36 protein-coding genes and 3 tRNA genes are annotated in these 23874 nt (G+C 64.6%); 21 read left to right on the top strand and 18 right to left on the bottom strand.

Annotated features, from left to right (window positions below):
• Positions 1-136: 136 nt before the first annotated feature.
• The 4 genes from lon to ACFO5X_RS06450 all read left to right on the top strand — a co-directional run bounded on the left by lon (position 137) and on the right by ACFO5X_RS06450 (position 3945).
• Positions 137-2545 carry an endopeptidase La gene (lon, locus tag ACFO5X_RS06465; protein WP_380716457.1) on the top strand — a complete coding sequence of 803 codons (2409 nt, stop codon included), beginning with the start codon at positions 137-139 and terminating at the stop codon, positions 2543-2545.
• A gap of 238 nt (positions 2546-2783) precedes the next feature.
• Positions 2784-3419: a type B chloramphenicol O-acetyltransferase gene (gene catB, locus ACFO5X_RS06460; RefSeq protein WP_380716456.1), complete on the top strand. Its 636-nt coding sequence runs from the start codon at positions 2784-2786 to the stop codon at positions 3417-3419.
• Positions 3420-3488: 69 nt separating this feature from the next.
• Positions 3489-3851, top strand: a complete 363-nt coding sequence (locus ACFO5X_RS06455; RefSeq protein WP_380716455.1) for an HU family DNA-binding protein — start codon at positions 3489-3491, stop codon at positions 3849-3851.
• 19 nt (positions 3852-3870) lie between these two features.
• Positions 3871-3945: transfer RNA gene (locus tag ACFO5X_RS06450), tRNA-Val, on the top strand.
• Here ACFO5X_RS06450 and ACFO5X_RS06445 read toward each other — a convergent pair.
• The gene (locus ACFO5X_RS06445; protein WP_380716454.1) at positions 3936-4229 is read right to left on the bottom strand and encodes a YciI family protein; all 294 of its coding nucleotides are present in this window, start codon (positions 4227-4229) and stop codon (positions 3936-3938) included. The genes ACFO5X_RS06450 and ACFO5X_RS06445 overlap by 10 nt on opposite strands.
• Positions 4230-4323: 94 nt before the next feature.
• Here ACFO5X_RS06445 and ACFO5X_RS06440 point away from each other — a divergent pair, with 94 nt between their 5' ends.
• The 3 genes from ACFO5X_RS06440 (at position 4324) to ACFO5X_RS06430 (ending at position 5867) form a co-directional block, all read left to right on the top strand.
• Positions 4324-5133: a LysR family transcriptional regulator gene (locus tag ACFO5X_RS06440; RefSeq protein ID WP_380716453.1), complete on the top strand. Its 810-nt coding sequence runs from the start codon at positions 4324-4326 to the stop codon at positions 5131-5133.
• The gene (locus ACFO5X_RS06435) at positions 5130-5741 is read left to right on the top strand and encodes a histidine phosphatase family protein (RefSeq protein ID WP_380716452.1); all 612 of its coding nucleotides are present in this window, start codon (positions 5130-5132) and stop codon (positions 5739-5741) included. The genes ACFO5X_RS06440 and ACFO5X_RS06435 overlap by 4 nt, the downstream gene beginning before the upstream one ends.
• Before the next feature lie 50 nt (positions 5742-5791).
• Positions 5792-5867, top strand: a tRNA-Val gene (locus ACFO5X_RS06430).
• 95 nt (positions 5868-5962) lie between these two features.
• Here the strand turns inward: ACFO5X_RS06430 and ACFO5X_RS06425 are convergent.
• From ACFO5X_RS06425 to ACFO5X_RS06405, 4 genes are all read right to left on the bottom strand, one after another.
• Positions 5963-6964: a tyrosine-type recombinase/integrase gene (locus tag ACFO5X_RS06425; RefSeq protein WP_465269462.1), complete on the bottom strand. Its 1002-nt coding sequence runs from the start codon at positions 6962-6964 to the stop codon at positions 5963-5965.
• Between the two features lie 139 nt (positions 6965-7103).
• Entirely contained in the window at positions 7104-7538 is a 435-nt protein-coding gene (locus ACFO5X_RS06415; RefSeq protein WP_380716450.1) for an HNH endonuclease, read from the bottom strand.
• Positions 7535-7798 carry a DUF4031 domain-containing protein gene (locus tag ACFO5X_RS06410; protein WP_380716449.1) on the bottom strand — a complete coding sequence of 88 codons (264 nt, stop codon included), beginning with the start codon at positions 7796-7798 and terminating at the stop codon, positions 7535-7537. Before ACFO5X_RS06410 ends, ACFO5X_RS06415 begins: the two co-directional genes overlap by 4 nt.
• Positions 7795-8259 (bottom strand): hypothetical protein, encoded by a 465-nt coding sequence (locus ACFO5X_RS06405; protein WP_380716448.1) that lies wholly within the window; start codon positions 8257-8259, stop codon positions 7795-7797. The genes ACFO5X_RS06410 and ACFO5X_RS06405 overlap by 4 nt, the downstream gene beginning before the upstream one ends.
• A gap of 202 nt (positions 8260-8461) precedes the next feature.
• Here ACFO5X_RS06405 and ACFO5X_RS06400 point away from each other — a divergent pair, with 202 nt between their 5' ends.
• Positions 8462-8695 (top strand): hypothetical protein, encoded by a 234-nt coding sequence (locus ACFO5X_RS06400; protein WP_380716447.1) that lies wholly within the window; start codon positions 8462-8464, stop codon positions 8693-8695.
• A gap of 16 nt (positions 8696-8711) precedes the next feature.
• Here the strand turns inward: ACFO5X_RS06400 and ACFO5X_RS06395 are convergent, their stop codons facing one another.
• The 12 genes from ACFO5X_RS06395 to ACFO5X_RS06340 all read right to left on the bottom strand — a co-directional run bounded on the left by ACFO5X_RS06395 (position 8712) and on the right by ACFO5X_RS06340 (position 15063).
• Positions 8712-10754 carry a DNA cytosine methyltransferase gene (locus ACFO5X_RS06395; protein ID WP_380716446.1) on the bottom strand — a complete coding sequence of 681 codons (2043 nt, stop codon included), beginning with the start codon at positions 10752-10754 and terminating at the stop codon, positions 8712-8714.
• Complete coding sequence (locus ACFO5X_RS06390) at positions 10751-10993, bottom strand: hypothetical protein (protein WP_380716445.1); 243 nt, start codon at positions 10991-10993, stop codon at positions 10751-10753. Before ACFO5X_RS06390 ends, ACFO5X_RS06395 begins: the two co-directional genes overlap by 4 nt.
• The gene (locus tag ACFO5X_RS06385) at positions 10990-11250 is read right to left on the bottom strand and encodes a hypothetical protein (protein WP_380716444.1); all 261 of its coding nucleotides are present in this window, start codon (positions 11248-11250) and stop codon (positions 10990-10992) included. Before ACFO5X_RS06385 ends, ACFO5X_RS06390 begins: the two co-directional genes overlap by 4 nt.
• Positions 11247-11567, bottom strand: a complete 321-nt coding sequence (locus ACFO5X_RS06380) for a hypothetical protein (RefSeq protein ID WP_380716443.1) — start codon at positions 11565-11567, stop codon at positions 11247-11249. Before ACFO5X_RS06380 ends, ACFO5X_RS06385 begins: the two co-directional genes overlap by 4 nt.
• A 103-nt stretch (positions 11568-11670) precedes the next feature.
• On the bottom strand, positions 11671-12666 hold the full coding sequence (locus ACFO5X_RS06375; RefSeq protein ID WP_380716442.1) for a DUF2303 family protein: 996 nt from the start codon (positions 12664-12666) through the stop codon (positions 11671-11673).
• 32 nt (positions 12667-12698) lie between these two features.
• Positions 12699-13070: a hypothetical protein gene (locus ACFO5X_RS06370; protein ID WP_380716441.1), complete on the bottom strand. Its 372-nt coding sequence runs from the start codon at positions 13068-13070 to the stop codon at positions 12699-12701.
• A 129-nt stretch (positions 13071-13199) separates the two neighbouring features.
• Positions 13200-13412: a hypothetical protein gene (locus ACFO5X_RS06365; RefSeq protein ID WP_380716440.1), complete on the bottom strand. Its 213-nt coding sequence runs from the start codon at positions 13410-13412 to the stop codon at positions 13200-13202.
• Positions 13409-13699, bottom strand: coding sequence for a hypothetical protein (locus ACFO5X_RS06360; RefSeq protein ID WP_380716439.1), 291 nt, complete (start codon positions 13697-13699; stop codon positions 13409-13411). Before ACFO5X_RS06360 ends, ACFO5X_RS06365 begins: the two co-directional genes overlap by 4 nt.
• Positions 13696-13959 carry a hypothetical protein gene (locus tag ACFO5X_RS06355; protein ID WP_380716438.1) on the bottom strand — a complete coding sequence of 88 codons (264 nt, stop codon included), beginning with the start codon at positions 13957-13959 and terminating at the stop codon, positions 13696-13698. The genes ACFO5X_RS06360 and ACFO5X_RS06355 overlap by 4 nt, the downstream gene beginning before the upstream one ends.
• Positions 13956-14315, bottom strand: coding sequence for a hypothetical protein (locus tag ACFO5X_RS06350; protein WP_380716437.1), 360 nt, complete (start codon positions 14313-14315; stop codon positions 13956-13958). The genes ACFO5X_RS06355 and ACFO5X_RS06350 overlap by 4 nt, the downstream gene beginning before the upstream one ends.
• Positions 14312-14566: a hypothetical protein gene (locus ACFO5X_RS06345; protein WP_380716436.1), complete on the bottom strand. Its 255-nt coding sequence runs from the start codon at positions 14564-14566 to the stop codon at positions 14312-14314. Before ACFO5X_RS06345 ends, ACFO5X_RS06350 begins: the two co-directional genes overlap by 4 nt.
• A 218-nt stretch (positions 14567-14784) precedes the next feature.
• Entirely contained in the window at positions 14785-15063 is a 279-nt protein-coding gene (locus tag ACFO5X_RS06340) for a helix-turn-helix transcriptional regulator (protein ID WP_380716435.1), read from the bottom strand.
• Between the two features lie 104 nt (positions 15064-15167).
• On the opposite strand from ACFO5X_RS06340, the gene ACFO5X_RS06335 reads away from it, so the two are divergent.
• Positions 15168-15398 carry a helix-turn-helix transcriptional regulator gene (locus ACFO5X_RS06335; RefSeq protein WP_380716434.1) on the top strand — a complete coding sequence of 77 codons (231 nt, stop codon included), beginning with the start codon at positions 15168-15170 and terminating at the stop codon, positions 15396-15398.
• Positions 15399-15409: 11 nt separating this feature from the next.
• On the opposite strand, the gene ACFO5X_RS06330 is transcribed toward ACFO5X_RS06335, so the two are convergent.
• The gene (locus tag ACFO5X_RS06330; RefSeq protein ID WP_380716433.1) at positions 15410-16249 is read right to left on the bottom strand and encodes a WYL domain-containing protein; all 840 of its coding nucleotides are present in this window, start codon (positions 16247-16249) and stop codon (positions 15410-15412) included.
• Positions 16250-16527: 278 nt separating this feature from the next.
• Here ACFO5X_RS06330 and ACFO5X_RS06325 point away from each other — a divergent pair, with 278 nt between their 5' ends.
• The 12 genes from ACFO5X_RS06325 to ACFO5X_RS06270 all read left to right on the top strand — a co-directional run bounded on the left by ACFO5X_RS06325 (position 16528) and on the right by ACFO5X_RS06270 (position 23707).
• The gene (locus ACFO5X_RS06325; protein WP_380716432.1) at positions 16528-16989 is read left to right on the top strand and encodes a hypothetical protein; all 462 of its coding nucleotides are present in this window, start codon (positions 16528-16530) and stop codon (positions 16987-16989) included.
• Between the two features lie 394 nt (positions 16990-17383).
• Positions 17384-17665, top strand: coding sequence for a hypothetical protein (locus tag ACFO5X_RS06320; protein WP_380716431.1), 282 nt, complete (start codon positions 17384-17386; stop codon positions 17663-17665).
• Positions 17665-17943, top strand: a complete 279-nt coding sequence (locus ACFO5X_RS06315; RefSeq protein ID WP_380716430.1) for a hypothetical protein — start codon at positions 17665-17667, stop codon at positions 17941-17943. Before ACFO5X_RS06320 ends, ACFO5X_RS06315 begins: the two co-directional genes overlap by 1 nt.
• Entirely contained in the window at positions 17943-18701 is a 759-nt protein-coding gene (locus ACFO5X_RS06310) for a hypothetical protein (RefSeq protein WP_380716429.1), read from the top strand. Before ACFO5X_RS06315 ends, ACFO5X_RS06310 begins: the two co-directional genes overlap by 1 nt.
• The gene (locus tag ACFO5X_RS06305) at positions 18701-19108 is read left to right on the top strand and encodes a hypothetical protein (protein WP_380716428.1); all 408 of its coding nucleotides are present in this window, start codon (positions 18701-18703) and stop codon (positions 19106-19108) included. The genes ACFO5X_RS06310 and ACFO5X_RS06305 overlap by 1 nt, the downstream gene beginning before the upstream one ends.
• Positions 19109-19260: 152 nt before the next feature.
• Complete coding sequence (locus ACFO5X_RS06300) at positions 19261-19500, top strand: hypothetical protein (protein ID WP_380716427.1); 240 nt, start codon at positions 19261-19263, stop codon at positions 19498-19500.
• A gap of 110 nt (positions 19501-19610) precedes the next feature.
• Positions 19611-20318, top strand: a complete 708-nt coding sequence (locus ACFO5X_RS06295; protein WP_380716426.1) for a helix-turn-helix domain-containing protein — start codon at positions 19611-19613, stop codon at positions 20316-20318.
• 12 nt (positions 20319-20330) lie between these two features.
• On the top strand, positions 20331-20906 hold the full coding sequence (locus ACFO5X_RS06290; protein WP_380716425.1) for a hypothetical protein: 576 nt from the start codon (positions 20331-20333) through the stop codon (positions 20904-20906).
• Positions 20903-21544, top strand: coding sequence for a transcription termination/antitermination protein NusG (gene nusG / locus ACFO5X_RS06285; RefSeq protein WP_380716424.1), 642 nt, complete (start codon positions 20903-20905; stop codon positions 21542-21544). The genes ACFO5X_RS06290 and nusG overlap by 4 nt, the downstream gene beginning before the upstream one ends.
• 200 nt (positions 21545-21744) lie before the next feature.
• Positions 21745-21820: transfer RNA gene (locus tag ACFO5X_RS06280), tRNA-Met, on the top strand.
• Between the two features lie 320 nt (positions 21821-22140).
• Positions 22141-22785, top strand: a complete 645-nt coding sequence (locus ACFO5X_RS06275) for a hypothetical protein (RefSeq protein ID WP_380716423.1) — start codon at positions 22141-22143, stop codon at positions 22783-22785.
• 13 nt (positions 22786-22798) lie between these two features.
• Positions 22799-23707 (top strand): hypothetical protein, encoded by a 909-nt coding sequence (locus tag ACFO5X_RS06270; protein WP_380716422.1) that lies wholly within the window; start codon positions 22799-22801, stop codon positions 23705-23707.
• The last annotated feature ends 167 nt before the right edge of the window (positions 23708-23874 follow it).

Raw genomic sequence — 23874 nt, 5'->3', positions numbered from 1 at the left:
CATTCTCGGTCAGCGCATCGGCGGGGCCTGTTGAAAAAGATGTGGGAAGGCCCCACCTAATCAATCCGAGCGTGGAGATGGCCGGGAGCTGCCGATAGTCGGGGCCGGCGCCGTCTTGCCAACAAAAGGACCGAGCATGCAAGAACCCCTGAATTCCTCTTACCCCGTCCTGCCGCTGCGCGACATCGTCGTGTTTCCGCATATGATCGTTCCGCTGTTCGTGGGGCGCGAGAAATCGGTGCGGGCGCTGGAAGAGGTGATGGCCGACGACAAGCAGATCCTGCTGTCGAGCCAGATTGATCCGTCGGTGGACGATCCGACGCCGGATGGCATCTACAAGGCCGGGGTGCTGGCCAATGTGCTGCAACTGCTGAAGCTGCCCGATGGGACCGTGAAGGTTCTGGTCGAGGGGCAGGCGCGGGTGCGCATCGTCGAGTATATCGAGAACGACTCGTATTTCGAGGCGAAGGCCGAGTATCTGACCGAGATGCCGGGCGACGCCGACACCACCCTGGCGCTGCAGCGCGCCGTGGGGGAAGAGTTCGCGCGCTATGCCAAGGTGCGCAAGAACATCCCCGAGGAAGCGCTGACCGCGGTCAGTGAATCGACCGAGCCGGCGAAGCTTGCCGACCTCGTGGCCGGGCATCTGGGCATCGAGGTGCAGCAGAAGCAGGAGCTGCTGGAGACGCTGTCGATCAGCGACCGGCTGGAGAAGGTCTATGGCCTGATGCAGGGAGAGCTGTCGGTTCTCCAGGTCGAGAAGAAGATCAAGACCCGCGTCAAGTCGCAGATGGAGAAGACCCAGCGCGAGTATTACCTGAACGAACAGATGAAGGCGATCCAGCGCGAGCTGGGCGACGGCGAGGACGGCGCCAACGAGGTGGCCGAACTGGAAGCCCGCATCGCCGAGACCAAGCTGAGCAAGGAAGCGCGCGAAAAGGCCGATGCCGAGCTGAAGAAGCTGAAGTCGATGAGCCCGATGAGCGCCGAGGCGACCGTCGTTCGCAACTATCTCGACTGGATGCTGTCGATCCCGTGGGGCGTGAAGTCGCGCGTCAAGAAGGATCTGAACGCGGCGCAGAAGGTGCTGGACGACGACCACTATGGCCTGGAGAAGGTCAAGGAGCGGATCGTCGAGTATCTGGCCGTGCAGCAGCGCAGCAAGAAGATGAAAGGCCCGATCATGTGCCTTGTCGGCCCTCCGGGCGTCGGCAAGACGTCTCTCGGCAAGTCGGTCGCCAAGGCCACGGGGCGCGAATTCATCCGCATCTCGCTGGGCGGGGTGCGCGATGAGAGCGAGATCCGGGGCCACCGGCGGACCTATATCGGCTCGATGCCCGGCAAGATCATCCAGGCGCTGAAGAAGGCGAAGACCACGAACCCGCTGATCCTGCTCGACGAGATCGACAAGATGGGCCAGGATTTCCGTGGCGACCCGGCTTCGGCGATGCTGGAAGTGCTCGACCCGGAACAGAACAGCACCTTCGTGGACCACTACATGGAAGTGGAATACGACCTGAGCAACGTGATGTTCCTCACCACGTCGAACAGCTACAACATGCCTGGGCCGCTGCTGGACCGGATGGAGATCATCCCGCTGGCCGGCTATACCGAGGACGAGAAGCGCGAGATCGCGATCCAGCACCTTATCCCGAAGCAGGTGAAGAACCACGGCCTGAAGGCCAAGGAGTTCAAGCTGACGGACGAGGCGCTGACCGCGATCATCCAGACCTACACCCGCGAGGCGGGCGTGCGGAACCTGGAGCGCGAGATCGCCAAAGTGGCGCGCAAGGCGCTGACCCAGATCGTGCGCAAGCAGACCGACAGCGTGACCGTCACGCCCGAGAACCTGGACGATTTCCTGGGTGTGCCGAAATACCGGCACGGGCTGGCCGAGAAGGAGGATCAGATCGGTGTCGTCACCGGGCTGGCCTATACCTCGGTGGGTGGCGAGCTGTTGCAGATCGAGGCGCTGCGCCTGCCGGGCAAGGGCCGGATGAAGACGACCGGGAAACTGGGCGACGTGATGAAGGAGAGCATCGACGCGGCCTCGAGCTATGTGCGCTCGATCAGCCCGAAGATCGGGGTAAAACCGCCGAAGTTCGACACGCTCGACATTCACGTCCACGTCCCGGACGGGGCGACGCCCAAGGACGGGCCGTCGGCCGGTCTGGCGATGGTGACGTCCATCGTCTCGGTGCTGACTCAGATCCCGGTGCGCAAGGACATCGCCATGACCGGCGAGGTCAGTCTGCGCGGCAACGCCATGCCGATCGGCGGGCTGAAGGAGAAACTTCTCGCGGCGCTTCGGGGCGGTATCAAGACAGTGCTGATCCCGGAAGAGAACGAGAAGGACCTGCCGGACATCCCCGACAATGTGAAGTCGGGGCTCGAGATCGTGCCGGTCAAGCATGTCTCTGAAGTGCTGAAACTGGCGCTGACGCGCGAGCCCGAGCCCATCGAGTGGGACGAGGCCGCGGAAGAGGCCGCAGCGGCGCAGGCAGCCCTGGCCCGCGGTGCGGGCACCGGCGCGACGGCACACTGAGCCGTATCGCCTGAGAGTTGAGCGCCCCCGCGGGAGACCGCGGGGGCGTTTTCGTTTGCGGGGCGGCCTTGGCGGCGGGGGCGATCCGTGGTTTACCGCGCATCATGTGTACGAAGTCAGCAGACCGAACCACCTGAAGACGGCCCCGCGCCAGCGGCCGGGGCGACGACGCGCTGCCGCCGGCAGTCGCGCCTTCTGGACCTGTGCGCAGGTCTTTCCCTCTTCAGGACACGGACACATGGACAATTTCTTTGACAGCCCCTTCAAGGGCATGACTCTCGACCGTCAGGTCACCAACCCGAACATCGTGGTCGGGCGCTACAGCTATTACTCGGGCTATTACCACGGTCACAGCTTTGACGACTGCGCGCGGTATCTGTCGCAGGAGGACGGTGCGGACCGGCTGGTGATCGGCAGTTTCTGCTCCATCGGTTCGGGCGCGGCCTTTGTCATGGCGGGCAATCAGGGGCACCGGAACGACTGGATCAGCACCTTTCCGTTCTACTGGATGCCGGAGGTCGAGGCCTTTGGTGGCGCGGCCAACGGCTATCAGGCGGCGGGCGATACGGTGGTTGGCCACGATGTCTGGATCGGTTCCGAGGCGATTGTCATGCCGGGGGTCCGGATCGGCCACGGCGCGGTGATCGGCGCCCGGGCGCTGGTGACGCGGGATGTGGCGCCCTATGCGGTGGTGGGCGGCAATCCGGCGCGGGTGATCCGCCAGCGGTTCGACGACCGGCAGATCGGGCTGCTGCTGGAGATGGGCTGGTGGGACTGGCCCGAGGCGCATCTGCGGGCGGTCATGCCGATCCTGACCGGCGGGGAGATCGAGGCGCTGTATGGCTACTGGCGGCGGGAGGTGCGGGACGCCTAGGGCATCTGGCGCCATCGCCTGCGTTGGGCTAGCGTGATCGCACCCCCAACGCAGGAAGGCGTCCAGATCATGACCAACGTCAAACCCCCCGCAGATTCTGTAGCCGCAAGGGCGGCGAAACCGGCCGCCAAGGCGCGGCGCAAGGCGCGTGCCGAGGCGGCCGACACGGGCGGCAAGGAACTGAAGAAGGCCGCGCTGGTCGATCAGGTGGCGGAGCGGGCCGGGCTGAAGAAGACCGAGGCAAAGGCGGCGGTCGAGGCGGTGCTGGCTGTGCTGGGTGAGAGCGTCGCGGCGGGACGGGCGCTGAACCTGCCGCCGCTGGGCCGCCTGCGCGTGGCGCGCACGGAGGAGAAGCCCAACGGCAGTGTCAGCGTGCTCAAGCTGCGGACCGCGGGGAAGGGCAAAGACCCCCTTGCAGAGCCGGAAGAGTGACGCTAATACCCGGCCCCACGGGTGATTAGCTCAGTGGTAGAGCGCTTCGTTCACATCGAAGATGTCAGGGGTTCAAATCCCTTATCACCCACCATTCTTCCCCTCTGGTTTCGGGTGCACCAGGCTCCAGTCCAGGATGCGATGCGATTTGCGCAGGCCGGTCGGCCAGAACGGATCCGCGCGGACCAGTTTTTCGACCTCGGCAGTGGAGTCGGCGCGCAGATGCCAGAGGCCACCGGTTGGGGTGTCCCTGTCGCTGAGCGGGCCGGCGCGCAGGATCTGCGGGTGGGCCTTCAGGAAGGCGAGGTGATCCTGCATGTGGGCGGCGCGCAGGTCGCCCTTGCCCTCGGCGTCTTCGAACAGAACGATATAGTCCATTGTTGCAATGCTCCCGATGCGGTTGCTATGCGCCAAGGCTAGCGGCGGCGGCGCGCGGCTGCCATGCGCAGGGACGCAGGGAGAGGTTGCAGAGGTGCAGGACCCGGACTGGAACGATCTGCGCGCCTTTCTGGGCGTCGTCCGGGCGGGCAGCTTTGTCGGCGCGGGGCAGGCGCTGGGGCTGCACGAGACGACGGTGGCGCGGTCGATCACCCGGCTGGAGCGGCAGATGGGCCGTGCGCTGTTCCTGCGGCCGCGGCTGGTGCTGACTCCCTTCGGAGCGGCGCTGCGCGATGTGCTGGCCGGGGTCGAACCGGCGATGGCGGGCGCGGCGGCGCTGGCCGCGCGGGGCGCGGGGGCCAGCGGGCCGGTGCGGCTGGCCGCGGTGCACTGGATCGTTGTCGAGGTGTTGATGCCGCAGGTCGCGGCGCTGCGGGCGCGGGCGCCCGAGGTGGAGCTGACGCTGCTGTCGGCGCCGGACCGGACCGAGCCGGCCCTGGGCGAGGCGGATCTCGCGCTGCGCTTTGCCCGGCCGCAGGAGGGGACGGCGACGCTGGCGCGGCGGCTGGCGACGGTGCCCTTTGTCCTGTGCGGGACGGGCGAGGGCTGGGTCGGCTATGGCGGCGGCGGGGCGCAGCTGCCGCAGGCGGCGTGGAGCGGTCAGCCGGTCGCGCTGCGGGTCGATGACCTGTCGGGCGCGCTGGCGGCGGTGCGCGCGGGGCTGGGCCGGGCGCATCTGCCGGTCTGCATCGCGCCTGTCGGGGTTCCGTCCGAGGCGGGCGACTGGTCGCGCGAGTTCTGGCTGCTGCGCCATCCGGCGCGGAGGGGCGATCCGGCGATGGAGGCGGTGATCGGCTGGCTGGATCAATGCGTCGCGCCGCGGCTGAGTGGAGTACGCCCATGACATCCTGTCCCGACCTGCTGATCCTGCGCCATGGCGAGACCGAGTGGAACCTTGCGGGGCGGATGCAGGGCCGGCTCGATTCGACGCTGACGGCGCGGGGGCGCGAGCAGGCGGCTGCGCAGGGCCGGATTCTGTCGCGCGAAGGAGCCGGGGCCTTGGACTGGTTCGTCTCGCCGCGCGGGCGGACGATGGAGACGGCGCGCATCGCCTCGGAGGGGCTGGGGGTGACGTTACGCGAGGATCCCCGGCTGGTCGAGATCGACATGGGCGACTGGACCGGACGGCTGCGCGACGAGATCGCCGCCGAGGCGCCGCATCTGTTCCATGAAGAGGCGTCGGAGCTGGCTTTCTACCGCGCGATTCCCGGGGGCGAGACGCTGGAGGCGATGGAGGCGCGGCTGGCGGCCTTTCTGGCGGACTTGCGCCGTCCGGCGGTGATCGTGACCCACGGCGTGGCGAGCCGGCTGCTGCGCTGCATCGCGCTGGGGCTGCCGGGCGATCTGTTCGACCGGCTGGGGGGCGGACAGGGGGTGGTCTACCGTCTGGCGCAGGGGCGGTACGAGAAGCTGAGCGAAAGCGGCGCGGAGCCGCAGGACGACGCGATCTGAGCGCGGAGCGGCTTGCGTCGCGCGTCCGGCTTGGCTACATGGCGCGTGCCGGGTGATTAGCTCAGTTGGTAGAGCGCTTCGTTTACACCGAAGATGTCGGGGGTTCGAGTCCCTCATCACCCACCATTTAACCCATTGATGTATCGTCATTTTAATCATTACTCCTTTCGTTTTGCGAAGTGCTTGCCGGTTCTGTGAACCTTTGAGGGTGTGAATCGCCATCAGCTGGCGCTTCTGATGGCGGTGAAATTCAGCACGTCCGCCGCCTTCTGCATGTGCTGGGGCAGGTATCGGGCATAGGTGCTGTAGGTGATCTGGGTGTTCGAGTGACCCAGCATCTGCGAGACCATCTCCAGCGGCACCCCGTTTGACAGCATCGTCACGGCGGCCGTGTGGCGCAGGTCATGGATGCGGACGTGACCGATCTTAGCGCGCCGTACGGCGGCGCTGATGCCCGTCTTCACGCTCTTCACCGGCCCCCCGGCGTATTCGATCACATAGTCACTGAGGGCTGCGCTCTGGGCCGTCTGCAGCGCAGCTCGAGTCATGGCGTTCATCGGCACGTTGGCCCGGCCCTTGCGCGTCTGAGCGTCATCTGTGCGCAGGCGGATTTCGCCGCGGTCGAAGTCGATTCGATCCCATTCCAGCTCGAGCACTGCGCCAACCCGGCCGGCCGTTCCTAGAAGCAGGATCAGCGCCAGGCTGATGTGGGGCGCATTCGCGGCCTCGATCAGCGCGCGGGCCTCGCCGGCATTCAGGATGCGCTTGTCGTAGATCGGCTTAGCCGGGCGCCAGATTCGCGGCGCCTTCGGGATCATCCGGGCGTCTTCCGCAAACCGCAGCGTCGATCGCAGGTGGCCCAGCTCGGTGTGGATTGACCCCTGGGAAATGCCTGCAGCGCAGCGCAGGCGCTCGTATTCCTTGCAGGTGGTCATTTCGATCTGATCGTGTCGCAGGTGCCCGAAGTGCGGCAGGATCGCCTTTCCGGTGTGTCGCATGGTCTCGGCCGTTGGCCTGCCGGCGAGTGTCTCAACATAGGCCGTCCAGAGGCCCTGCACGGTCGCGTCGATCGGGCGGTAGTTCTCGCGGCGGTAGAGGTCTAGCCCTTCCGCCTCTGCTTCCTTTCGGGTGCGTGCCTTAAGCTGATGACGGTGTCGCTTTCCGCCGTCGCGCCAGATGACGCAGAAGCCGCCTCGCAGTCGGCCGATAGTGATGTCTGGCATTCGATATCCTCCACAGTCTTTTCCGTGATCCGGTAGAGCTTGCCGAGGCGGAAGTGCTGGATATCCCCGGCCGCGCACCGATTCCGGATCGTGGCCGGAGAGCAGCCCCAGCGCAATGCCAAGGTTTCGGGGGAATAGGTCATGTGCGCGGTCCCCCACTTGCTTCTGTGCGCTCAAAGTGGAACACAACCGGTTGCTCCTCTACCTTGATGATGCCGAAGCGGACTCCGGCCCGGAAGATGGACTTCTCGCGGGCGACTATCTGAGCCGAACGCTGTAGAAGGTCGCGCCAGCCTTCAAGTGTGTGGCCGCCTTTGCTCAGGTTGCATGAGGCGCAGGCGGGCATCATGTTCGCTACGGAGTTGCGCTCCGGCTTAAGCATCCTCTGCTCAGTGGCCGGTAAAGGCGTTCCCCACGGGTCTGTAGTGAGCCTGATAACGGGCTGGATGTGGTCAGCATGCATCTTATCCATGACCTCCCCGCAGTATCCGCAACGGCCGTTGAACTTGGCGCGCAACTCGTCTTTCTGTCGCTTCGATCCGGTCCAGACCTCATCAGCGGTGTTTCCGGTCATGTGAGTTCCTCCTGCTTCGCGCGCAGCAGCTGCGCCAGCTGGCGGCGATCGATCTCCACCGCGCCGGCGGCGACGGCCAGACGACGCTTGCTCATTGCAATGTCGAAGTGTTCATGGGCGGTGCCGGCCTTCTGGATCCAGCGGCTGGCCACGCCGATCCTGTCGGCCATCTCCAGCAGCTCGGCCGTGGTGTCTGCCACCATGTGGCACATCTTCATCCGGCCGAACGGAGCCTGCATGTTGTCGACGTAGACGGTCATTCCTGCACTCGCTTTCCGGCTCTGGCGAGAACAGCCCGGACCCAACCGCCGCAATAGCCTGGTCGCTCGTGGCAAAGGAACTGACGGCGGTCCCTGACGGACACCTCGAAGTCACGCCGGGTGTGCAGGCATTGGCTGGCCTCGGTGCCTTTCGTCGCGGCGCATCCGCCGCAGACCGGGGGCAGGGTGGCCGGGTTCATTCTGGAAAGCCGGCGCAGCTGCTGTCGGGTAAGTTGCGGCTGCTGCTGGTGCGGCGCGTAGCTGAGGCAAGTGACGCCACCACCGGGATCGCTGGTCCATCCGCCTTCTGGCCATGAACCGCCTGCCGTGTGTTCTATCATCGCGTCAACGATGGGGCAGTTGAGGTGATGGGCGCAGTGGCCGCAGAGCATTTCCCATGTATCCCGCCACTCTTCCTCGTTTGTCGGGCAATAGGGTTCGCGCTGGCTCGTTTGGTTCATGGCTGCTGCCTCGACCTGTCGCGTAGTGTCGTTCGGTCCGGACTGTTTTGGCACCCGTTTCCGGCGAAGACGTTCATGCCATCAGCTTCGTGTGGTCCGGGTGTCCACTTGGGCTGCGTCGCTTCGGGTGAGTTGGACGTTGGTTCGGTCATAGTGCTTCTCCTGCTCTTGCTGTCGCCTTTGGGCGGCGTATGTTCACGACATGTTCCGCTATAAGCCGGGCTACGCCATGCGCCTGGCCCTCATGAAAGACGACATGGTCTGGATTTACTGCGCGTGCGGATACAGCGCGCCGGTCTACGTGCGGGATGTCCTGGTGACGCATCCGCATCTGGAGACCTTGTGCGACCTGTTGGTCCGGACCCGATGCACGGCCTGCGGCGTGAAGGCGGCGGTGCAGGGCGTGACCTGCAGCTGGGTCGGCCGGCACGGGTAGGGAAAGTGCGGGGCGGTCAGGCATCGGCCGTCTCCCTCTCAGGTCCAGCTGCTGAGGCCAGGTGCCCGCAATTCGCGCCGACCAGCGCCGCTGCCACGTCCGGGCAAACGCTGTTCCCGCAGCATGAAATCTGGACATGCTTCGGGAACTCACGGAACGACCAGTCGCCGCCGCGCTCATCCCAGACTCCCTCGATCACATAATCGGCGGGGAAACCCTGCGCGTTGAACAACTCGCGCGGGGTGAGCATCCGCATCCCGATATCGACTATGACGAAGGTGTCGCCCTTGATCTCGATCGTCACGAACTCCCGATCATCCCACTCGCCATGGGCGCGCAGGAAGTTGGCCACCTGGCGCGCCCGATCTGCCTGGTCTGGGGTGAAGGGTGGCGCGGCGGTGGCGACGTTCATCAAGCCGAAGCGGGGCAAGGTGGTGATCGTGTGCAGCGGTTCATCAAGGCGAGGGTCCTGGGGCGCGCCATAGTATTTTGCGAGGAAGGCGGCGACCGGTGTCTGATGGCTTCCGGTCTGGGCGACAGTGCTGAGGGGATCACGGGCGTCGTGCCCGGTGACGCCGGTGTTGTGCTGGGCGAGGAAGACGGCCGCAGCCGCATGTTTGACGCCGCCGGCGACAACCGTGCCGAGCGGCGCGAAGGGGTCGAGGCTGCGCGGGGCTTGGCCGTGCCGCTCGCCATATCCTGTCTGGACCAGCAACGGCGCGATCAGCGCGTTCTGATCCTTGTTGCTGGCGGTGACCGTGTGCAGTGGATCCTCTGCGCTACGGTTCCGGCCGCCCTGCTGGGCATAGGTCAGGACCGGGGCGACAATGGCTGTCTTGCCTCCGCCGCCGGCTACTGTCGTTGGCGCTGGGGCGTCTGTGCGCTGACCGGTCGATCTGCCGAACTGGCGCATGAGGCTCGGGGCGATCAGCGACGAATGCCCTCCGCCCGCCAGGATGGTCGGGTGCGGCGCGTCAGCTTGGCTGGCGCGTCTATCGGTGCCTTTGATGCTCATCAGGCTCGGGGCAATCATCCCCAGCGGCATCGCGCCGCCCGGTTTCTTGATCCAGCTGTTTGCCGTGATCGTCGCGAGCGGGTCACGCATGTCTTGCCCGGTCGCGCCGCCGTTGAACCTGGTGATCGAGGGCGCAACAACGGCATGCTGGACGCCGCGCGTGGTGGCGGTGCCGAGCGGCTCGTCGGGCGAATATTCGCGCCGGCCGCCGCTGTAGCCATGAGCGACCGACACGACGAACGGTTTTGCTTCGCGCAGCACGTAACGTCCTGTCCCCCGCGCGATCCTGGCCATCGAATTATTGGCCAGTGGCCGGTTCGCGCGCAGACCATGCTCTTTGAGGATTTCTTCCCTCGTTTCGAAGATCGACGGGCATGGCAGCGACCAGTCGATGCACTCAGCCGCTGTGCGCCAAGGTAGCAGCTTGCCGCGCTGAACGGCCGAGCCGTTGGGATCGCCATGCGTCGGCTTCGGCCAGACGATAGGCCGGCCGTCGCGGCGCGCGACCATGAAGAACCGCTTGCGGATCGTCGCCGCGCCATAGTCGCAGCCGCGCAGCTCGCGGAACTGGACGCGGTATCCGGCCTTGCGCAGGCGCTTGATCCACAATTCAAAGGTCTGCCCCTGAAATTCCTTGATCGGCTGGCCGTCTTCGCCGACCGGGCCCCATGTGCGGAATTCCTCGACGTTCTCCATGCAGATGACGTCGGGCTTCACCTTCTCGGCCCAATCGACCACGACCCACGCGAGGTCCCGGATATTCCGGTCCTTCGGCGCGCCACCCTTGGCCTTGGAGAAGTGTTTGCAGTCCGGCGAGGCCCAGAACAGCCCGACATGCCGTCCGGCGGCGACCTCATAGGGGTCGACCTCCCAGATATTCGAATCGAGGTGCAGTGTGTCCGGATGGTTCGCGGCATGCAGGGCCAGCGCTGCGGCGTTGTGGTTGATCGCCACATCGGGGCTGCGGCCGAGAGCCATCTCGATCCCGGTGCTGGCACCGCCGCCGCCAGCGAAGCTGTCGATGATCAGGGGCAGGGAGGTCACCGACCATCACCTTTCGCCGGCAGCAACAGGCGCGCAGGAGCGGGTCCGGTGATCGTGATCTTGTAACCGCCCTTTCGGCTCTCGCCGCGCCTGACCTCAGCTTTGACGCCGGGCAGCGGCTTGCCGTCTTCGCCCATGGCGCCGACAGCGGTCAGCACCTCGTCGGCGATCCGCTTTCGTAGTTCTTCCTCGGTGATCTCGGCAAAGAAACTGATCGTGCTGGGGCGAATGAGGGTCATGATTTACCCCCGATCTCTGTCTTGACCTTCTGAACGGCCAGGACGAACGCCAACGCTGCCTTTGCGAGGTCGACCTGCTGCCGCAGACTGTCACTGTGGATGGCCTTCCCATACAGAGTCGGATCGGTGATATGCAGATGGTTGTGCATTGACCGCTCGGCGTCGATGAGCTTCCTGAGGTGGTCAGCTTGCGGGGTCAGCACCTGAGCGGCAAAGCCGATGGCATCCATGGCCATCTTATGTTCCACGTCGCTCATGCCGCCCCCATCATGCGCGAATGGGTCAGATGGGCCGCGGCTGCGATGCGCCTGAAAGCTGCCTCCAGCGCCGCGTCTGTGTCTTCGCCGCGCAGGGATTGCGCGATGGCCTCGAGATAGTCGGCCGTGGCGCTGGCATCGTAGGCTTCGAGGAAGTTCACAGACTTGCTGACCAGCGCTGCCAGCGTCGCGTGGGCTTCCATGCCGAAGCTGCCGCGCGCCGCGCGGGTGGCGGTGCAGACGGTGCCGGTGATGAACTCGCGCTGCGCCGCGATCAGCGCCGGTGGGGCGTCGTCGTTTTCAAAGACCTTGACCATGTCCGGGGTTCCTTCTGGGGTATGGTCCCCTCGCCGCCCCGGCAGGGTTTGGGCGACATGCCCGCGGCGAGGGGCGCGCGACACCGCGTCGCGCATCCGGGGGTTACTGGTTGCGGCGCACCTCGGGCTCGCCGATGAACAGCGGGAGACCGGTTTCCTCTGCGGCCTTCTGTGCCGCCTCGTCGCAGGCGGTCTCGAAGGCGGTTTCGGCGTCATAGAGGTTCAAGATGAACTTCAGCTCGGCGCCGGACTTGCGGTAGCTGAAGCGCAAGGGCAGCCGGTAGAGATCGCCGCCCTGGAAGATCGGGATGGCGATCAGGAACAGGTTCGGAATGCTGAGCGGCCGGCCTGCCGCGTCCTGATGCTCGGCGGTGAACTGGAAGCGCGATGCACCGCTGTCCGGATCCCGCGAGACTTCCAGCGAGCTGTTCTCGTGGACCTGGAATTGTCGGCCCAGCTCGATCAGCTGACGGACCTGGCCGAACCGGCCCATGATCTTGGCCGCGACGGCGATCAGCCGTTTTTCCCATTCCTCGGTCGGCTTGACCTTGTCCTGCTGCAGCAGGGCGGGCGTCGGGTCGATCAGGTCTTTGGCGTTCGCCTCGATGAACTCGCAGAAGCGGTCCTTTGTAATCGCCTCCTTCGTGATTGCCTGCCAGGCTTTCCATTCGCGCGACAGCGGGAAGTCATAGCGGCCGACGTGATCCAGATGCCGGGCGGTGGCGTCGGGGCCGGTTTCGCTGGCGCCACCTTCGGCGTGATAGTTCGCGATGCAGGTCAGGCTCGGGTTGGCGGGATCGGGGTTGGCGTAGATGACGCTGTTCCCGCTCTTGAACCGGTTCGCCCAATCGATGAGGCTTTCCAGCGTCTTGTGCTTGGCGGTGCCGGTGCGCCGATGCGGTTTGAACAGCTGCTCGGCCGCGCGGAGCTTGTCGGTGAAGTCCTGGACTGTCCGGCCCTGAGGTATCGAGGCCAGCATCAGAAGCGCTTCATTCTCACCGACTGCGGGAACGGCCCGCAGCTCTACATCGCCCATGGTTTTCATCACATCGCGCATCGTCTGCGCGACGTTCTCGGGGGTCTGCTCGTGATCGTTCATTTGGGGTCTTCCCTCTTTATGTTGCGGTTTGGTTACTCGGCGGCGGGGCGCACCGCGCGCTCGGGCGCGGTCGCATCGCGGATGGTCATTCGCGTGAGCATGGGCGAGTGCAGCGTCAGCTGGCCGTCTTCGCCCACGTAGGCGACGCCTGCCGCCGGCGGCACCTTCGGACGCTTGACCTCGTATTCGCCGCTGATGGTGACATCGCCGGATTTGTTCAGCTGGTAGCTGAGCTTGAGTGTCAGCGAGCCCTTGGGCTTGCCGCCATGGTCGGCGCGAAAGTCCAGAAGCGTGGTCTGCAGGGAGGCATTTGCCGTCATCACCTCCGTCAGGAAGTTCCCGCCATCGAGCAGCGCGACCAGTTGGTCGAGTGATCGAATTTCAAAGGGAGCGTCGTTGGCCATCGGTTGTCCTTTCAGGGATTGGTTGCTGCTGGGTGCCCGCGGCCCCCTGCGCCAGCGCCGCCGGTCTTTCGTGAGTGGTGGCATGCGGCGCTGGCGGGGCGGCGCGCGGGGCGCCGAACGGGGTGGAGGTCATGCTGCCCGCTCCAGCCAGAACACCAGTGGCAGGGCGATCATCAGTCCCGCCGTGACGATCCACACTGGCGCGTGCCAGCGGCGGGCGGGGGCGGTGAAGCCGTAGTCTCGTGCGTCCTCGGCGTCAGATATGGCCTGGCGGATGCCGAAGGCCGAGACTGCGACGGCCAGCGAGGTCACCACAACCATGGCGATCTGAGCGTCTGTCATGCTGCCACCTCTTCTTCCGCGGCAAGGGTCATGCGGGTCGCGGCCTTGGTCCATTCCGCGATGGCCTCGACCTCGGTCGCGCCGTCGCCGGTGACGCCCAGCACGGTGAAGTTGGGGAAGGTCAGCCCGCCATCGGTGTTGTCGCGCAGCGGGGTCGTGGTGCCGCCGTAGAGGACAATGGCGGCGCGCATGATCTCGATGCGGAGGCTGGTCGGCGCCAGTTCCAGCGCGGCGGCGAGCTCGGCGCGCTGGCGGTTCATGTGCGACGACAGGGGGAGGGCGGTCATTGGTCGACCGCCTTTCCGCCAAGGGAGCAGCCGGCGTCCATTGCATACCCCGGCACCCACGATCCGCCGGCCTGAACGCAGGCGGTCATGGCCTCATAGTGCCAGCGCCATTTCATGCTGCCGTAAATGAAGCACATGAAAGCGAAGACCAAAAAGACGAGAAGGGCAGAGACCCGAAAACTGTATTGTGCTCGCGCCCTGACTGCATCTAGCTCCGCAAACCGTTCGGACGCCCTGATGCGCTCTTCCTGCACGCTCAAAACGCGACCTCCTCGGAGTGATCGACCCGGTTGAAGGCCGGCGTGACGGCGAACACCTGAATTTTCCCAGGGTCGCAGTTCCTGTCCACGTAGCGGCGAAGGATGGTATTTATCCCATGCCTAGCGATCAGCCGATCGATGTCGCCCGGCTCGTCCTCTGCGCCGTCGTTGTCGCGCTGGTGCAGAAGGGTCTGCGCGTGGGCCATGTCCTTTTCGAGGTCTTCGAGGCGCTGGAACACGTTGAGGATATCGCCCTCCAAGCGTTCGATCCGATATCGCTTCTTGGCCGTCTCGGGGCTGTAATTGGAAGCGCCCAGCGGAACCCTGATTGTCCCGCGATCCTTCGGCGCGCTCATGTCCGCGCACCGGGGCAGCGCAGTGTGCGGCGCTCGGGCCAGCCGATGCTGCTGGCGTGGGCGCGGATGCGGTCCGAAAGGTCAGGGCGCGCGATCAGGTGCGCGGCCGGTCCTGCTGTCTCGGGGTTGAGCGTCCGGCCGCGCGCTGCGAGCAGGATGCCCCAGGCGGTGGCATAGAGCCATGGTCTGTCGGAGTAGTGGGCCGGATTGGCGGCGATGAACTGGGCGGTGGTGGGCGTTCGGTCAGCCATGGGTGCCTCCATCGGGTTGCGATGGGGCGGAATATCCGTTCAATGTATATTTGTGTCAATACGCGAAACGTATATTCACTAAAAATCCGGCGCACCAAGACGGATGCCCGTGATAGAACCTAAGAGGAACAAATTTTGGGAGGGTGGTATAGTGAGTGAGCTTAAGCGGCAGATTTGGGCCGCTCTTCAATATCTTGAGTATGGATGCTTGGAATCAACTATTTGGGATCGTCGCCCAGAAGCGTCAGGAGCGCGGCTTGCCGTTCGGGGGATGCTTCTCGAAACGCCTGAAGCAGCCTTTGCTCCAATTCAGGAAGACCAAAAAGCTCGACCGGGCTGACTTCCAGAGCCTCAGCTATCCTCTTAGCCACATCAAGGGAGGGGTTGTTCACCCCCTTTTCAATCCTCGAAATTGTCGCCTGCTTTACACCCACCTTGTGGGCCAGCTCGTCTTGCGACATGCCCCTAGCTTTTCGAATGCGGTGGAGGTGTTTCATGGGCGGGTTATGCGCGGGCTGGGCTTGGGGGAGTAGCCCCGTCCGCGTATAATTATTCGCGAGACGTATTGACTGAATAAATACGTGCTGCGTATATCTGCTGCATGTTGCGTCTCTCCGCATATCTACGCTCCGTAGAGCTCACTCAGGCCGCCTTCGCGGCGATGGTTGGCGTTAAACAGCCAACGGTCCATCGTTGGCTTAAAGGGGATGCCCGTCCGAGTTGGCGTGTGGCAGAGAAGATCGCACATGCGACCGGGGGCGCCGTACCGGTTTCGGCCTGGGTCAGTCAGGCCGAAGAGCAGGCCGGTTCTGGCAGGGGTGAGGCGGCATGACGCGCCTGCGGTCACTTCTCGGCGCCCTCCGTCTTTTCGAAGACCTCGAAGCCGATGCCTTGAAGAAGCTCAATCTCCGCAGGCACAACAACCCCATCAGCGTGGATGACATTTTCCAGAGCCTCAAAAAACCGGTTCATTCGTTCGGTCTGGTAACTGGCGATGATCCGAAAATACTTCGGCAAGGCGCTTACCTGAGGTCGCATCGCCGCGATTACGCGGGGAAGGGTCTTGATAACATCGTTCGGGATTTTCGGATTGAGCCCCGTCTCAGCCTGAAGCTGTCGGGTTTCTTCTACTGCGTATCGGCATATTTCGTCGAGCTCGCGGTGGTCGAGATGTTCATCTGCTCGCGCCACTGCCACCAGAAGCGAGATATCTGGTCGAAGCGCGGCGCGGATTTTTCCAGCTTCATCCCGGGCAGGGAGCAAGGGATCGAAGGACAGGCCTGCGAGGTCGGCAAGGCCGTTCAGATCGACGCCAAGGAAGTCCCTGAAATAGGTATCGACCTCAGACACTTCGCCGGTTTTCGGATCGATGAAATGAAGGATGCGATCTGCTCGGAAGGTTCGGAACGCTTGGCGTTCGTGACAAACCGCCTTCACATATTTCCAGTGTCCGACTTCGGCGACGGACAGCAGCGTGACTCTTCGGCGTGTCACGTTGGCATTCGCGTCTCGATAATCGATCACACAAAGCACGTTGTCGAGCTGCACAGTGTGAGACGGCGACCCAAAGGGATGGCGGTCGTCCGTCGCGCCATCAGGAAGCGCCGCGATAGGCACCTGCACGGGTGGCGGCGGTACGGTTTCGTCCGGGGTCTTCTCGAAAAGCCAATCCATAAAATTCATGGCGCCATCTCCTCCAGCAGCGCATCGAAACGCTGCGAGGATAGTCGGCGACCTGACGCTAAGTCGAGTCAGCTTTTCCAGCGTGAGCCGCGGAGCCATCTTCAATCCCTTTCCATTCCGGCCGCAGACCCCCCGTCCGCGCGGCGGAACAGGGCGGGCGCCCCTCGTATCCTCCAAGGGGTGGCCCGCCCGACACTCGTTAACAACACAACCGTCATGCCGGGACCATGGGTGCAAGTCCCTGACCCGGCAAGCGAAATGGCAAGCGGGGTTTTCACATGAGACCGACTCGCGCAGGAACAATACAGGATGCGGTGGCGCGGTGCTATCGGGCGGCAGGCGGGGTCGAAGCTGTCGCAGAGCAGCTCGGCCTCGCCAATAGCACCGTCTCCTACGGCACCGAGATCAATGAGGCGCGGCCCGGCGGGATCGGGGTCAACCACCTCGCCCGGCTGGCGATGACCGATCCGGATTGCGCGCTGCCGCTGGCCGAGTTCTTCGCAGCGCTGGCCGGCGGGGTTTATCAGCCGGTCGGCGGTGTGGCCGAGGTGATCAGCCTGTTTTCCGGCTGCGGCCTGATGGCGAAGGAATGCGGCGAGGCGCAGGCGGCGACGATCCTGGCGGCGACGACACAGCGGCCGAAGGATATTGCGGAGGCCGAGCGCGAGATCGAGGAGGCCATTGCCGCCCTGACGAAATCCCGCTCGGTTCTGACCGCGCTGCAGAGCGGGGCGGCGTGATGGCCACCCGCCCGACATACTGCCTCGACCCGTGCGCCCCTATGCGCACGGGCGGGAACCTTGGGCGCGGTGGTCCATCGCCGCGCCCCTTTTCCAACGTCCGCGCGGGGGCATCATCTGATGCCGCGGGTAGCCGTGACCGGGGGGCGCGCGGTCGCGCAGGATGTCGCCCCCACCTCCCTGTCAACTCCGGGCGCGGGTTTGTCCCGCGCCCGCTTTTCGGGGCGAGTTTGAATTGCCATGGGACCAATCTCCTAATGGCGATGTCGGCAGCGTGGGGTTTGGACACCGATGAGCCCGCTGCCAAGGAGGGCCGCGATTTTCAGTGTCGCGGCTTTACTGGCCGGGTCAGCGTTTCGCAGTCGCTGGCCCGGCAACCAAGGGGGGTGATCTGATGACAGTCCCCGCCGCTCTCGACCCGCAGGCCGCGCTGCGCGACCAGATGATCGCCGATGCGGAGCTGATCAAGCGCCGCTGGGACAAGGCGCAGATGGTCGACGGCAAGCCGCCCCGGCACATGCGCCAGAAGGCGCCCGAGACTGTGGCCAATCTTGCGCCCTACCTCTCGCTTCTGCGCGCGGGGGTGAAGCGGGGCGATATCACCCGGCGCCTGAACATCACCGACAGTCAGGCCGCGCGGCTGCGCTATGTGCTGCGTCGGAACGGGCTGATCTGATGGCCGGGGCGACGCATACAGACCCGCAGGCCGCGCTGCGCGACCAGATGATCGCCGATGCCGATCTGGTGAAGCGCCGGTGGCGGCGCGCGGATATGGTGGACCTTTCGACACGGACGGGTCCCCCGCGCACGGCCGAGACCGTCAACAATCTCGCCCGCTTCGTTGAGATGTACCGAAATGGCTGCACCGCTGGCGCCATCGCCGCTCGGCTGAACTTGACGGACAACCAGGTCCAGCACCTGCGCGTGCTGGCTCGTCGGGATGGGCTGATCTGATGGCCCAGAACCGTTCCAGCGCCGTGATGCAGCAGCGTGCCGAGGCGCACGACAGCCTCGACGACTTCCCAACCGCGCCATGGGCGACGCGGGCGCTCTGCGAGTTCCTGCGGAGTCGTGGCGAGTTGCTGCACCTTCAGGAAGTCTGGGAGCCTGCCTGCAACCGGGGCTATATGGCGCAGCCGCTCGGCGAATATTTCGATCGCGTGCATGCGACGGATGTCCACGACTACGGATATTCGGGGCAGGGCGCTGTTTCAGACTTTCTGGTCGATTGGTCGCAGGATGCTCCGGACGTCGATTGGGTGATCACTAATCCGCCCTTCCGCCTGGCCGACGACTTCATCCGACAAGGCCTGAAATATGCCCGGCGCGGTGTCGCTGTCTTCGTTCGCGTGGCCTTTGTCGAAGGCCTGGAGCGCTATGAGACCCTGTTCCGCGACCGGCCGGAGGATGTGTTCCTGCCGTTCGTGGAGCGGGTGGTCATCTGGCAGGGCGTCCTGCTGGATCCGGATATTCCGATCCGGCACGAGAGGGTCGACAAGGTCACAGGCGACGTCACGGTCGAGATCAAGAAGCCTTCGAGCGCGACGGCCTACTGCTGGCTGGTCTTCTATCGCGAGAGCGCCGGTTTCTCTGAGCTGGTCCGCATCCCGCCCTGCCGTCGCGCCCTGACGCGGCCTGGGGACTATCCTCCGGTTCCCGATCACTTGCTGCCGCCTGCGGGCGGACTGCTCGATCTGGCGGAGGGCGATTGATGGTCGCCTATAACTTCCAGCCGGAATTTGCGGGCCCGATCGAGGCGGGCCTCAAGCGCTCGACGATCCGGCCGAACGGCAAGCGTCGCCACGCGAGGGCGGGGGAAGAGCTTCAGCTCTACACCGGGCTGCGCACGCGCAGCTCGCGGCTTCTGCTGCGGGTGCCCTGCGAGCGGTCCGTGCCGATCGAGATACACGCGAAGGGTGTCTGGGCGGATGGTGTCTTCAAGACGAACCCAGCCTATTACACCACGCTGGCCCAGATCGAGGGCTTTGCCAATTTCGGGAACCTGCAGGCCTGGTTCGATCGCCGATATGGGCTTCCCGTGTGCGATATGACCCAGATCGTCTGGGATCCAGCACAGGCGCTGAGCGGCCCAGAGACGGCCGATCCGGGGGCGTCATGAGCGCTCGCCCCGGACAGGTCGGAGTTGCGAATGCACTGGCAGTGCATTTTTCTCCGGAGCCGTTCCAGACCGTCGCGCAGACAGCTCTGGCAGCACACCCGCTAATTGCGCCGGGTATGTGCCTGAACCCCGGCTGTTCGGCGCGTTTCGATATGCGTCGGCCGTGGCAGCTCTATTGCAGCGACGCCTGCCGTGCGGTGGGCGATCGCGAGTTCCGCTCGATCGGCCATCGCGCCGCGCCGGCGCTGCTGGCCTGGCAGATGGGGCGCTATGCCCCCAAGGGCTCACCGCTGGGCGATCTGAGCCGGGCAGGGCGCAACTACTATTCGACGCTTGCGGCCGGCTGGTTGCGCGACAGGCGCGCGCGGGTGGCTGCGGTATCGGACCGCTGACACGAGCTGCGGCTCGGTAAGACAATCGCCCCGAAGACGGGCGAAGAAGGAGGGACTATGAGCAGGCGATACGCCCGGATATCCATTTGTGGCCCGCGTGGGGTGACGGCATGAGCCATCGCGCCACCACTTGGCTCGCCGATCTCGACGCGCACCTGCTCGGGGCCAGCGAGTTTCGCGTGCTGTTTCACCTGTGCGATTGCCACAACCCGTCGCAGGGCTGTTTCCCTACGCAGGCCTATCTTCTGAAGGTGTGCGGAGTTTCAAATGGCACTTTAAATAACGCTCTCAACGCGCTGGAAACGAAGGGGATTATTCGGCGGCATCGGGAGCGCGACGGAAATACGCATCGGCAGCGGCCGACCCGATACATCCTGGGGTTTGAACTGGACGAACCGCAAAAGCCGTCTCCACATATTGGAGCCGGAAAACCCCGAAAGCCGTCTCCAAGAAATGGAGTCGGAAATCGGGCCAAGCCGACTCCAAATATTGGAGCCGGAACGCGGCAAGAGCCGACTCCAAATATTGGAGACGGAGCCGACTCCAATTTAGGGGGTGAGCCGTCTCCAATTTCAGGGGTGAGCCGTCTCCAGCCGGCTGGAGAGAGAACCTGTAATAAACCAGTAACTAACCCGCGCGCGCACACGCGAGGGCCGTTTTTCACGGCTGAAGAGCGGGGCATGGCAACCGACGTTGCCCGGCACATCCGGTCCGGTGGAGCCGTGAATTTCGACCAGGTTCCGAAGCGGGTTTGCGAGTGCCTGGTCTCGGAAAAGCTGATCTCCGAGGACGAAATCCACCGAAACGGCTTGAGCTGAGAGGGGGCCGAAATGAGCGCAGAAGCTGACGAAACCAAGCGCGACCGGGTGCGCCGCCTGCTGATCGATCCGCTGACCGAGGCCGGGTTTCGCTTTCCGAAGGCGACCAGCGAGGATGAGGCCAAGCGGGCGCTGACGCGGCTGGCGGATGGGCTGGCCTATCTCGGCGACGATGCTCTGACCGTGCTGAAGTCGGCGCTGCTGACCAAGGGCGAGGGCAGCGCACGGTGTTTCTGGCCGGCCTATGTCACAATCATCGGCCTGGCCGAGGCGTTTCATCCGCGCCCGCTCGAGGAGGTGCCGGAGCTGCTCCGCTGGTTCGCCTCGGCGGCAGGGCGCGAGGCGCTGGCGGCCGGGCGACTGGTGGCCGAATTCCAGTTCTGGGAGACCAAAAAGCGGCCGCCGGTGACGCCGCGCGACAAGGAGCTGGTGGCTGTGCGGGCCCGTGAACACCATGAACGCCGGGAGCTGATCCTCGATCGTCGCCGGCGCGAAATCCCGCTGCGCGGCGATGAGGCGGCGTGGATCGATTGGTATGAGCGCACCTTTGCGCGGGTCGAGGCTCTGGTGGGGCAGGTGCAGGCATGATGGCAAAACTGCCCGCCGCAAAGGCCTTCGACGCCGATCTCGTGTCGGATCTGGAAGCCCGCTATTGCAACGGGCCGGACACCGGAAATCGGGTCATATTCCGACCGAGCGTCATGCGCTGGTATGCGCTGCGCGTCCCGCCTCAGCGCGAGGATCAAGCCGAGGCCTGGCTCAAGCGGCGGGGTGTATATGCCTTCCACCCGGTGCTTAAACGGCGGGTCGTCCGCTACGGCGTGGAAGAGGTGCGCAAGACGCGATACCTGCCCGGATATGTCTTTGCGCGCTTCCCTGGCGATCCGGTTGAGCATCTCGTTGTGACTTCGCCATTCGTGATTGGGGCGCTCTGTTCCGATACCGTTTACGGGATCAGATGGGGTGTGGTGAAGCCGACAGACCTGCGCGCGTTGCACGCCATGCGCAGCCTGGACGAGGCAGCTGAGGCAGCTCGACGGTGCAACCCGTTGCTACGGATCGGTGGTGGCGCGATGTTCGACGCTGGCATGTTCGAGGGCCAACAAGGCCGGGTCGAGGAACTGAATGCGCACGGTGGCGCTAAGGTCAAGCTGCACCTCTTCGGGCATGAGATCGTCGTGGAGGCCGAGCAGACCAGTTTGACCGCCGTTCAGAAGACACCTTGACAAGCTGCGAATCGCTCGCCTAGTTTCGCATCCCAAGAGCCTCATGCCGGCCAGCCCCTGCGTCAGACGCAGCAGCGCCCCGGCGGGTGGGCGGCGACTTCGGGTTCCAAACGCCCGAACATGCAGGCCTTCATTACGCCCGGCGGGATCATCCCGGCCGGGCGTTTTCATTTGGTTACGTGCCGCGCGACGCGGCCTTCTGTCCGGGTAGAGCAGCGGTAGCTCGCCAGCCTCATAAGCTGGAGGTCGCGGGTTCAATCCCCGCCCCGGCAACCATCTTCCATCAAGCCGGGCGAGCAGACACCCCATCGGTGGCTCGGACCTGTGGTGCGGCGGGGCAAGTGGCAGCAAGTCCCGCCCGCCATCATTCGAATACCTGGAGCGCGCCCGCCGACAGGCGCGAGCACAACGGCCCTCTGCAGCGGCGGGGCGGAGGGCCACCCCGACCCATCGGCGACCACCCCCACCCCCTCGGGTCCTTCCGGCCGGGTTTTGTATACGGTGGCGCTGAGCGCGTGGGTTTCGTGGCGCTAAACATTCGGGAAAGCCTAAACAAGGCGGGGCCTAAACAAACGTTGAGGGTAAACAAGGGCTGAATGGCGATGTCGGGACTGACCGCAAGCGAGATGGCGGCAAAGCTGAACCTGACGCGCGGACGGATCAGCCAGCTTGTCGCAGATGGTCGGCTCGACGGCTGCTATTCTGGCGAGGGCCGGGCCCGGCGGTTTGACCTTAAGGCTTGCGCCCAAGCGCTGAACCGGAAGCTGGACCCCGGCCAGTTGCTGGGGAACGGGGCCGAAACCAAACAGCGTATCGCCGCACTGCAATCGTCGATCGATGAAGATAGCGACGATGACGCGCCGCCGGCGCGCGAGGAGCGCAAGAGCGATCTGCTTCCATCAACCGACCCGGGCCGGTATGAGCTGGCCCGGATCCAGAAAGTCGAAGAAGAGGCCCGCAGGCTGCGTCGGGCGAACGCCGAGGCGGAGGGCACGGTTGTCTTGGCCTCGGCCGTTCACCGGCAGGTCGCGCAGCTGATCGGGCAGGAAGTTGCCGAGTTCGAGACAGTGCTGCGGGATGCGGCGCGCAAGATCGCCGACCGCATGGGGGTAGATTACCGCACCGCCCGGCAGATCATGATCGAGACCTGGCGGGATCATCGGAAGGTGCGCACCGAAAAGCTGACCGAGCTGGGCGACGCCGCGCAACTGACAGCCGAAGAACGCGTCGCGGATATCTGAGGGAGGTGTTGGCATGCATCCAGCCGCATTCGAAGAGTATTTGGCGCACAAGGCGCGGTTCCCGGGCTCTGCCTGGATTGGCTTTTTCCATCGTTCAGCGCAGACAATTCTTGTCTCAAAGGAAATTGTCGCGGCGGCTGAACAGCTCGCTCTGTCGGTCGCGGGCAAAGGTATGCCGGACGGATCGGACTGGTATTTTCCCGTTTTGGCGACCCCGCCGGCAGAAGAGGTCATACTTGTTACTGAATTCGCCACCGGCAGCTTGGGGGTGTGGCCGATCCGAATTACCCAGAAAAATGGCGTTGAGGTTAACCACTTTAAAAGGGGTTGCCGGTCTTTCATCGGCTGTTTTCGGGCAGGGGAAAGCTTTAGTTCGGTCAAGGTGGCTGACACCAGCGACGACAAAACAATTCGTCTCGGGCAAACGGTTTGGAAGATGGCTTTTATTTTGTCGCTGCTCAATGAGCCGAGGCTGATCCGAAAAGGGTCGCAGCAGGGATCAGGATCAGTCCGCCGCCGGTTTGAGCGCGCCATGAACCGGCCGTCGGCGGGATGGACGAGGGTAAGTTGGCGACCGGGCTCTGTGGCAGAGTCCGCACATGGAGGAGATGCGACGGGTGACCGCATGCCGTTGCACTGGTGTCGTGGCCACTGGCGGCGCATCAAAAATCAGACGAAGCCGCATGAAAACGCTGTCTGGCTTCAGCAGCAGGGAAGTGGGAGCTGGTATTGGTATGAGCGCGTTTCGGACTGCTGGAAGGGACATCCGGACTTCGGTGTGAAGCTCCATCACCTGGAGCCGCTGTTGAATGGCGAGAAACCCATTGTTGGGCGAGAACTTCCATCCGCCGCTTCTGCCGCCCGAAAGGCCATGACGGACGCCGCGTGCAGGTCGGCTTTGATGGCCGCCGGATTCGCCTGACCGCGACATGGGCTTCCTGACCTCGGCGGAACGCGTCGTCGCGCTGGCGATCGCCGAGGCGATGGCGCCGCCGCCAAAGCCGGACATCACCCGGTGGTGTGAGGAAAACATCGTCTTCGACGAACGGTCGCCGATGCCGGGGCCGTTTCGGATCGACCGGTTCCCGT

It is taken from the genome of Seohaeicola nanhaiensis, assembly GCF_042654245.1.
Classification (GTDB): domain Bacteria; phylum Pseudomonadota; class Alphaproteobacteria; order Rhodobacterales; family Rhodobacteraceae; genus Seohaeicola_A; species Seohaeicola_A nanhaiensis.
This window is presented reverse-complemented; position numbering and strand designations above follow the sequence as displayed.

Coding starts and splice junctions, on each gene's coding strand:
- lon (WP_380716457.1), top strand. CDS start 137: ATGCAAGAACCCCTGAATTCCTCTTACCCCGTCCTGCCGCTGCGCGAC.
- catB (WP_380716456.1), top strand. CDS start 2,784: ATGGACAATTTCTTTGACAGCCCCTTCAAGGGCATGACTCTCGACCGT.
- ACFO5X_RS06455 (WP_380716455.1), top strand. CDS start 3,489: ATGACCAACGTCAAACCCCCCGCAGATTCTGTAGCCGCAAGGGCGGCG.
- ACFO5X_RS06445 (WP_380716454.1), bottom strand. CDS start 4,229: ATGGACTATATCGTTCTGTTCGAAGACGCCGAGGGCAAGGGCGACCTG.
- ACFO5X_RS06435 (WP_380716452.1), top strand. CDS start 5,130: ATGACATCCTGTCCCGACCTGCTGATCCTGCGCCATGGCGAGACCGAG.
- ACFO5X_RS06425 (WP_465269462.1), bottom strand. CDS start 6,964: ATGCCAGACATCACTATCGGCCGACTGCGAGGCGGCTTCTGCGTCATC.
- ACFO5X_RS06415 (WP_380716450.1), bottom strand. CDS start 7,538: ATGACCGGAAACACCGCTGATGAGGTCTGGACCGGATCGAAGCGACAG.
- ACFO5X_RS06410 (WP_380716449.1), bottom strand. CDS start 7,798: ATGACCGTCTACGTCGACAACATGCAGGCTCCGTTCGGCCGGATGAAG.
- ACFO5X_RS06405 (WP_380716448.1), bottom strand. CDS start 8,259: ATGAACCAAACGAGCCAGCGCGAACCCTATTGCCCGACAAACGAGGAA.
- ACFO5X_RS06400 (WP_380716447.1), top strand. CDS start 8,462: ATGTTCCGCTATAAGCCGGGCTACGCCATGCGCCTGGCCCTCATGAAA.
- ACFO5X_RS06390 (WP_380716445.1), bottom strand. CDS start 10,993: ATGACCCTCATTCGCCCCAGCACGATCAGTTTCTTTGCCGAGATCACC.
- ACFO5X_RS06385 (WP_380716444.1), bottom strand. CDS start 11,250: ATGAGCGACGTGGAACATAAGATGGCCATGGATGCCATCGGCTTTGCC.
- ACFO5X_RS06380 (WP_380716443.1), bottom strand. CDS start 11,567: ATGGTCAAGGTCTTTGAAAACGACGACGCCCCACCGGCGCTGATCGCG.
- ACFO5X_RS06375 (WP_380716442.1), bottom strand. CDS start 12,666: ATGAACGATCACGAGCAGACCCCCGAGAACGTCGCGCAGACGATGCGC.
- ACFO5X_RS06370 (WP_380716441.1), bottom strand. CDS start 13,070: ATGGCCAACGACGCTCCCTTTGAAATTCGATCACTCGACCAACTGGTC.
- ACFO5X_RS06365 (WP_380716440.1), bottom strand. CDS start 13,412: ATGACAGACGCTCAGATCGCCATGGTTGTGGTGACCTCGCTGGCCGTC.
- ACFO5X_RS06360 (WP_380716439.1), bottom strand. CDS start 13,699: ATGACCGCCCTCCCCCTGTCGTCGCACATGAACCGCCAGCGCGCCGAG.
- ACFO5X_RS06350 (WP_380716437.1), bottom strand. CDS start 14,315: ATGAGCGCGCCGAAGGATCGCGGGACAATCAGGGTTCCGCTGGGCGCT.
- ACFO5X_RS06345 (WP_380716436.1), bottom strand. CDS start 14,566: ATGGCTGACCGAACGCCCACCACCGCCCAGTTCATCGCCGCCAATCCG.
- ACFO5X_RS06340 (WP_380716435.1), bottom strand. CDS start 15,063: ATGAAACACCTCCACCGCATTCGAAAAGCTAGGGGCATGTCGCAAGAC.
- ACFO5X_RS06335 (WP_380716434.1), top strand. CDS start 15,168: ATGTTGCGTCTCTCCGCATATCTACGCTCCGTAGAGCTCACTCAGGCC.
- ACFO5X_RS06330 (WP_380716433.1), bottom strand. CDS start 16,249: ATGAATTTTATGGATTGGCTTTTCGAGAAGACCCCGGACGAAACCGTA.
- ACFO5X_RS06325 (WP_380716432.1), top strand. CDS start 16,528: ATGAGACCGACTCGCGCAGGAACAATACAGGATGCGGTGGCGCGGTGC.
- ACFO5X_RS06320 (WP_380716431.1), top strand. CDS start 17,384: ATGACAGTCCCCGCCGCTCTCGACCCGCAGGCCGCGCTGCGCGACCAG.
- ACFO5X_RS06315 (WP_380716430.1), top strand. CDS start 17,665: ATGGCCGGGGCGACGCATACAGACCCGCAGGCCGCGCTGCGCGACCAG.
- ACFO5X_RS06310 (WP_380716429.1), top strand. CDS start 17,943: ATGGCCCAGAACCGTTCCAGCGCCGTGATGCAGCAGCGTGCCGAGGCG.
- ACFO5X_RS06305 (WP_380716428.1), top strand. CDS start 18,701: ATGGTCGCCTATAACTTCCAGCCGGAATTTGCGGGCCCGATCGAGGCG.
- ACFO5X_RS06300 (WP_380716427.1), top strand. CDS start 19,261: ATGCGTCGGCCGTGGCAGCTCTATTGCAGCGACGCCTGCCGTGCGGTG.
- ACFO5X_RS06295 (WP_380716426.1), top strand. CDS start 19,611: ATGAGCCATCGCGCCACCACTTGGCTCGCCGATCTCGACGCGCACCTG.
- ACFO5X_RS06290 (WP_380716425.1), top strand. CDS start 20,331: ATGAGCGCAGAAGCTGACGAAACCAAGCGCGACCGGGTGCGCCGCCTG.
- nusG (WP_380716424.1), top strand. CDS start 20,903: ATGATGGCAAAACTGCCCGCCGCAAAGGCCTTCGACGCCGATCTCGTG.
- ACFO5X_RS06275 (WP_380716423.1), top strand. CDS start 22,141: ATGGCGATGTCGGGACTGACCGCAAGCGAGATGGCGGCAAAGCTGAAC.
- ACFO5X_RS06270 (WP_380716422.1), top strand. CDS start 22,799: ATGCATCCAGCCGCATTCGAAGAGTATTTGGCGCACAAGGCGCGGTTC.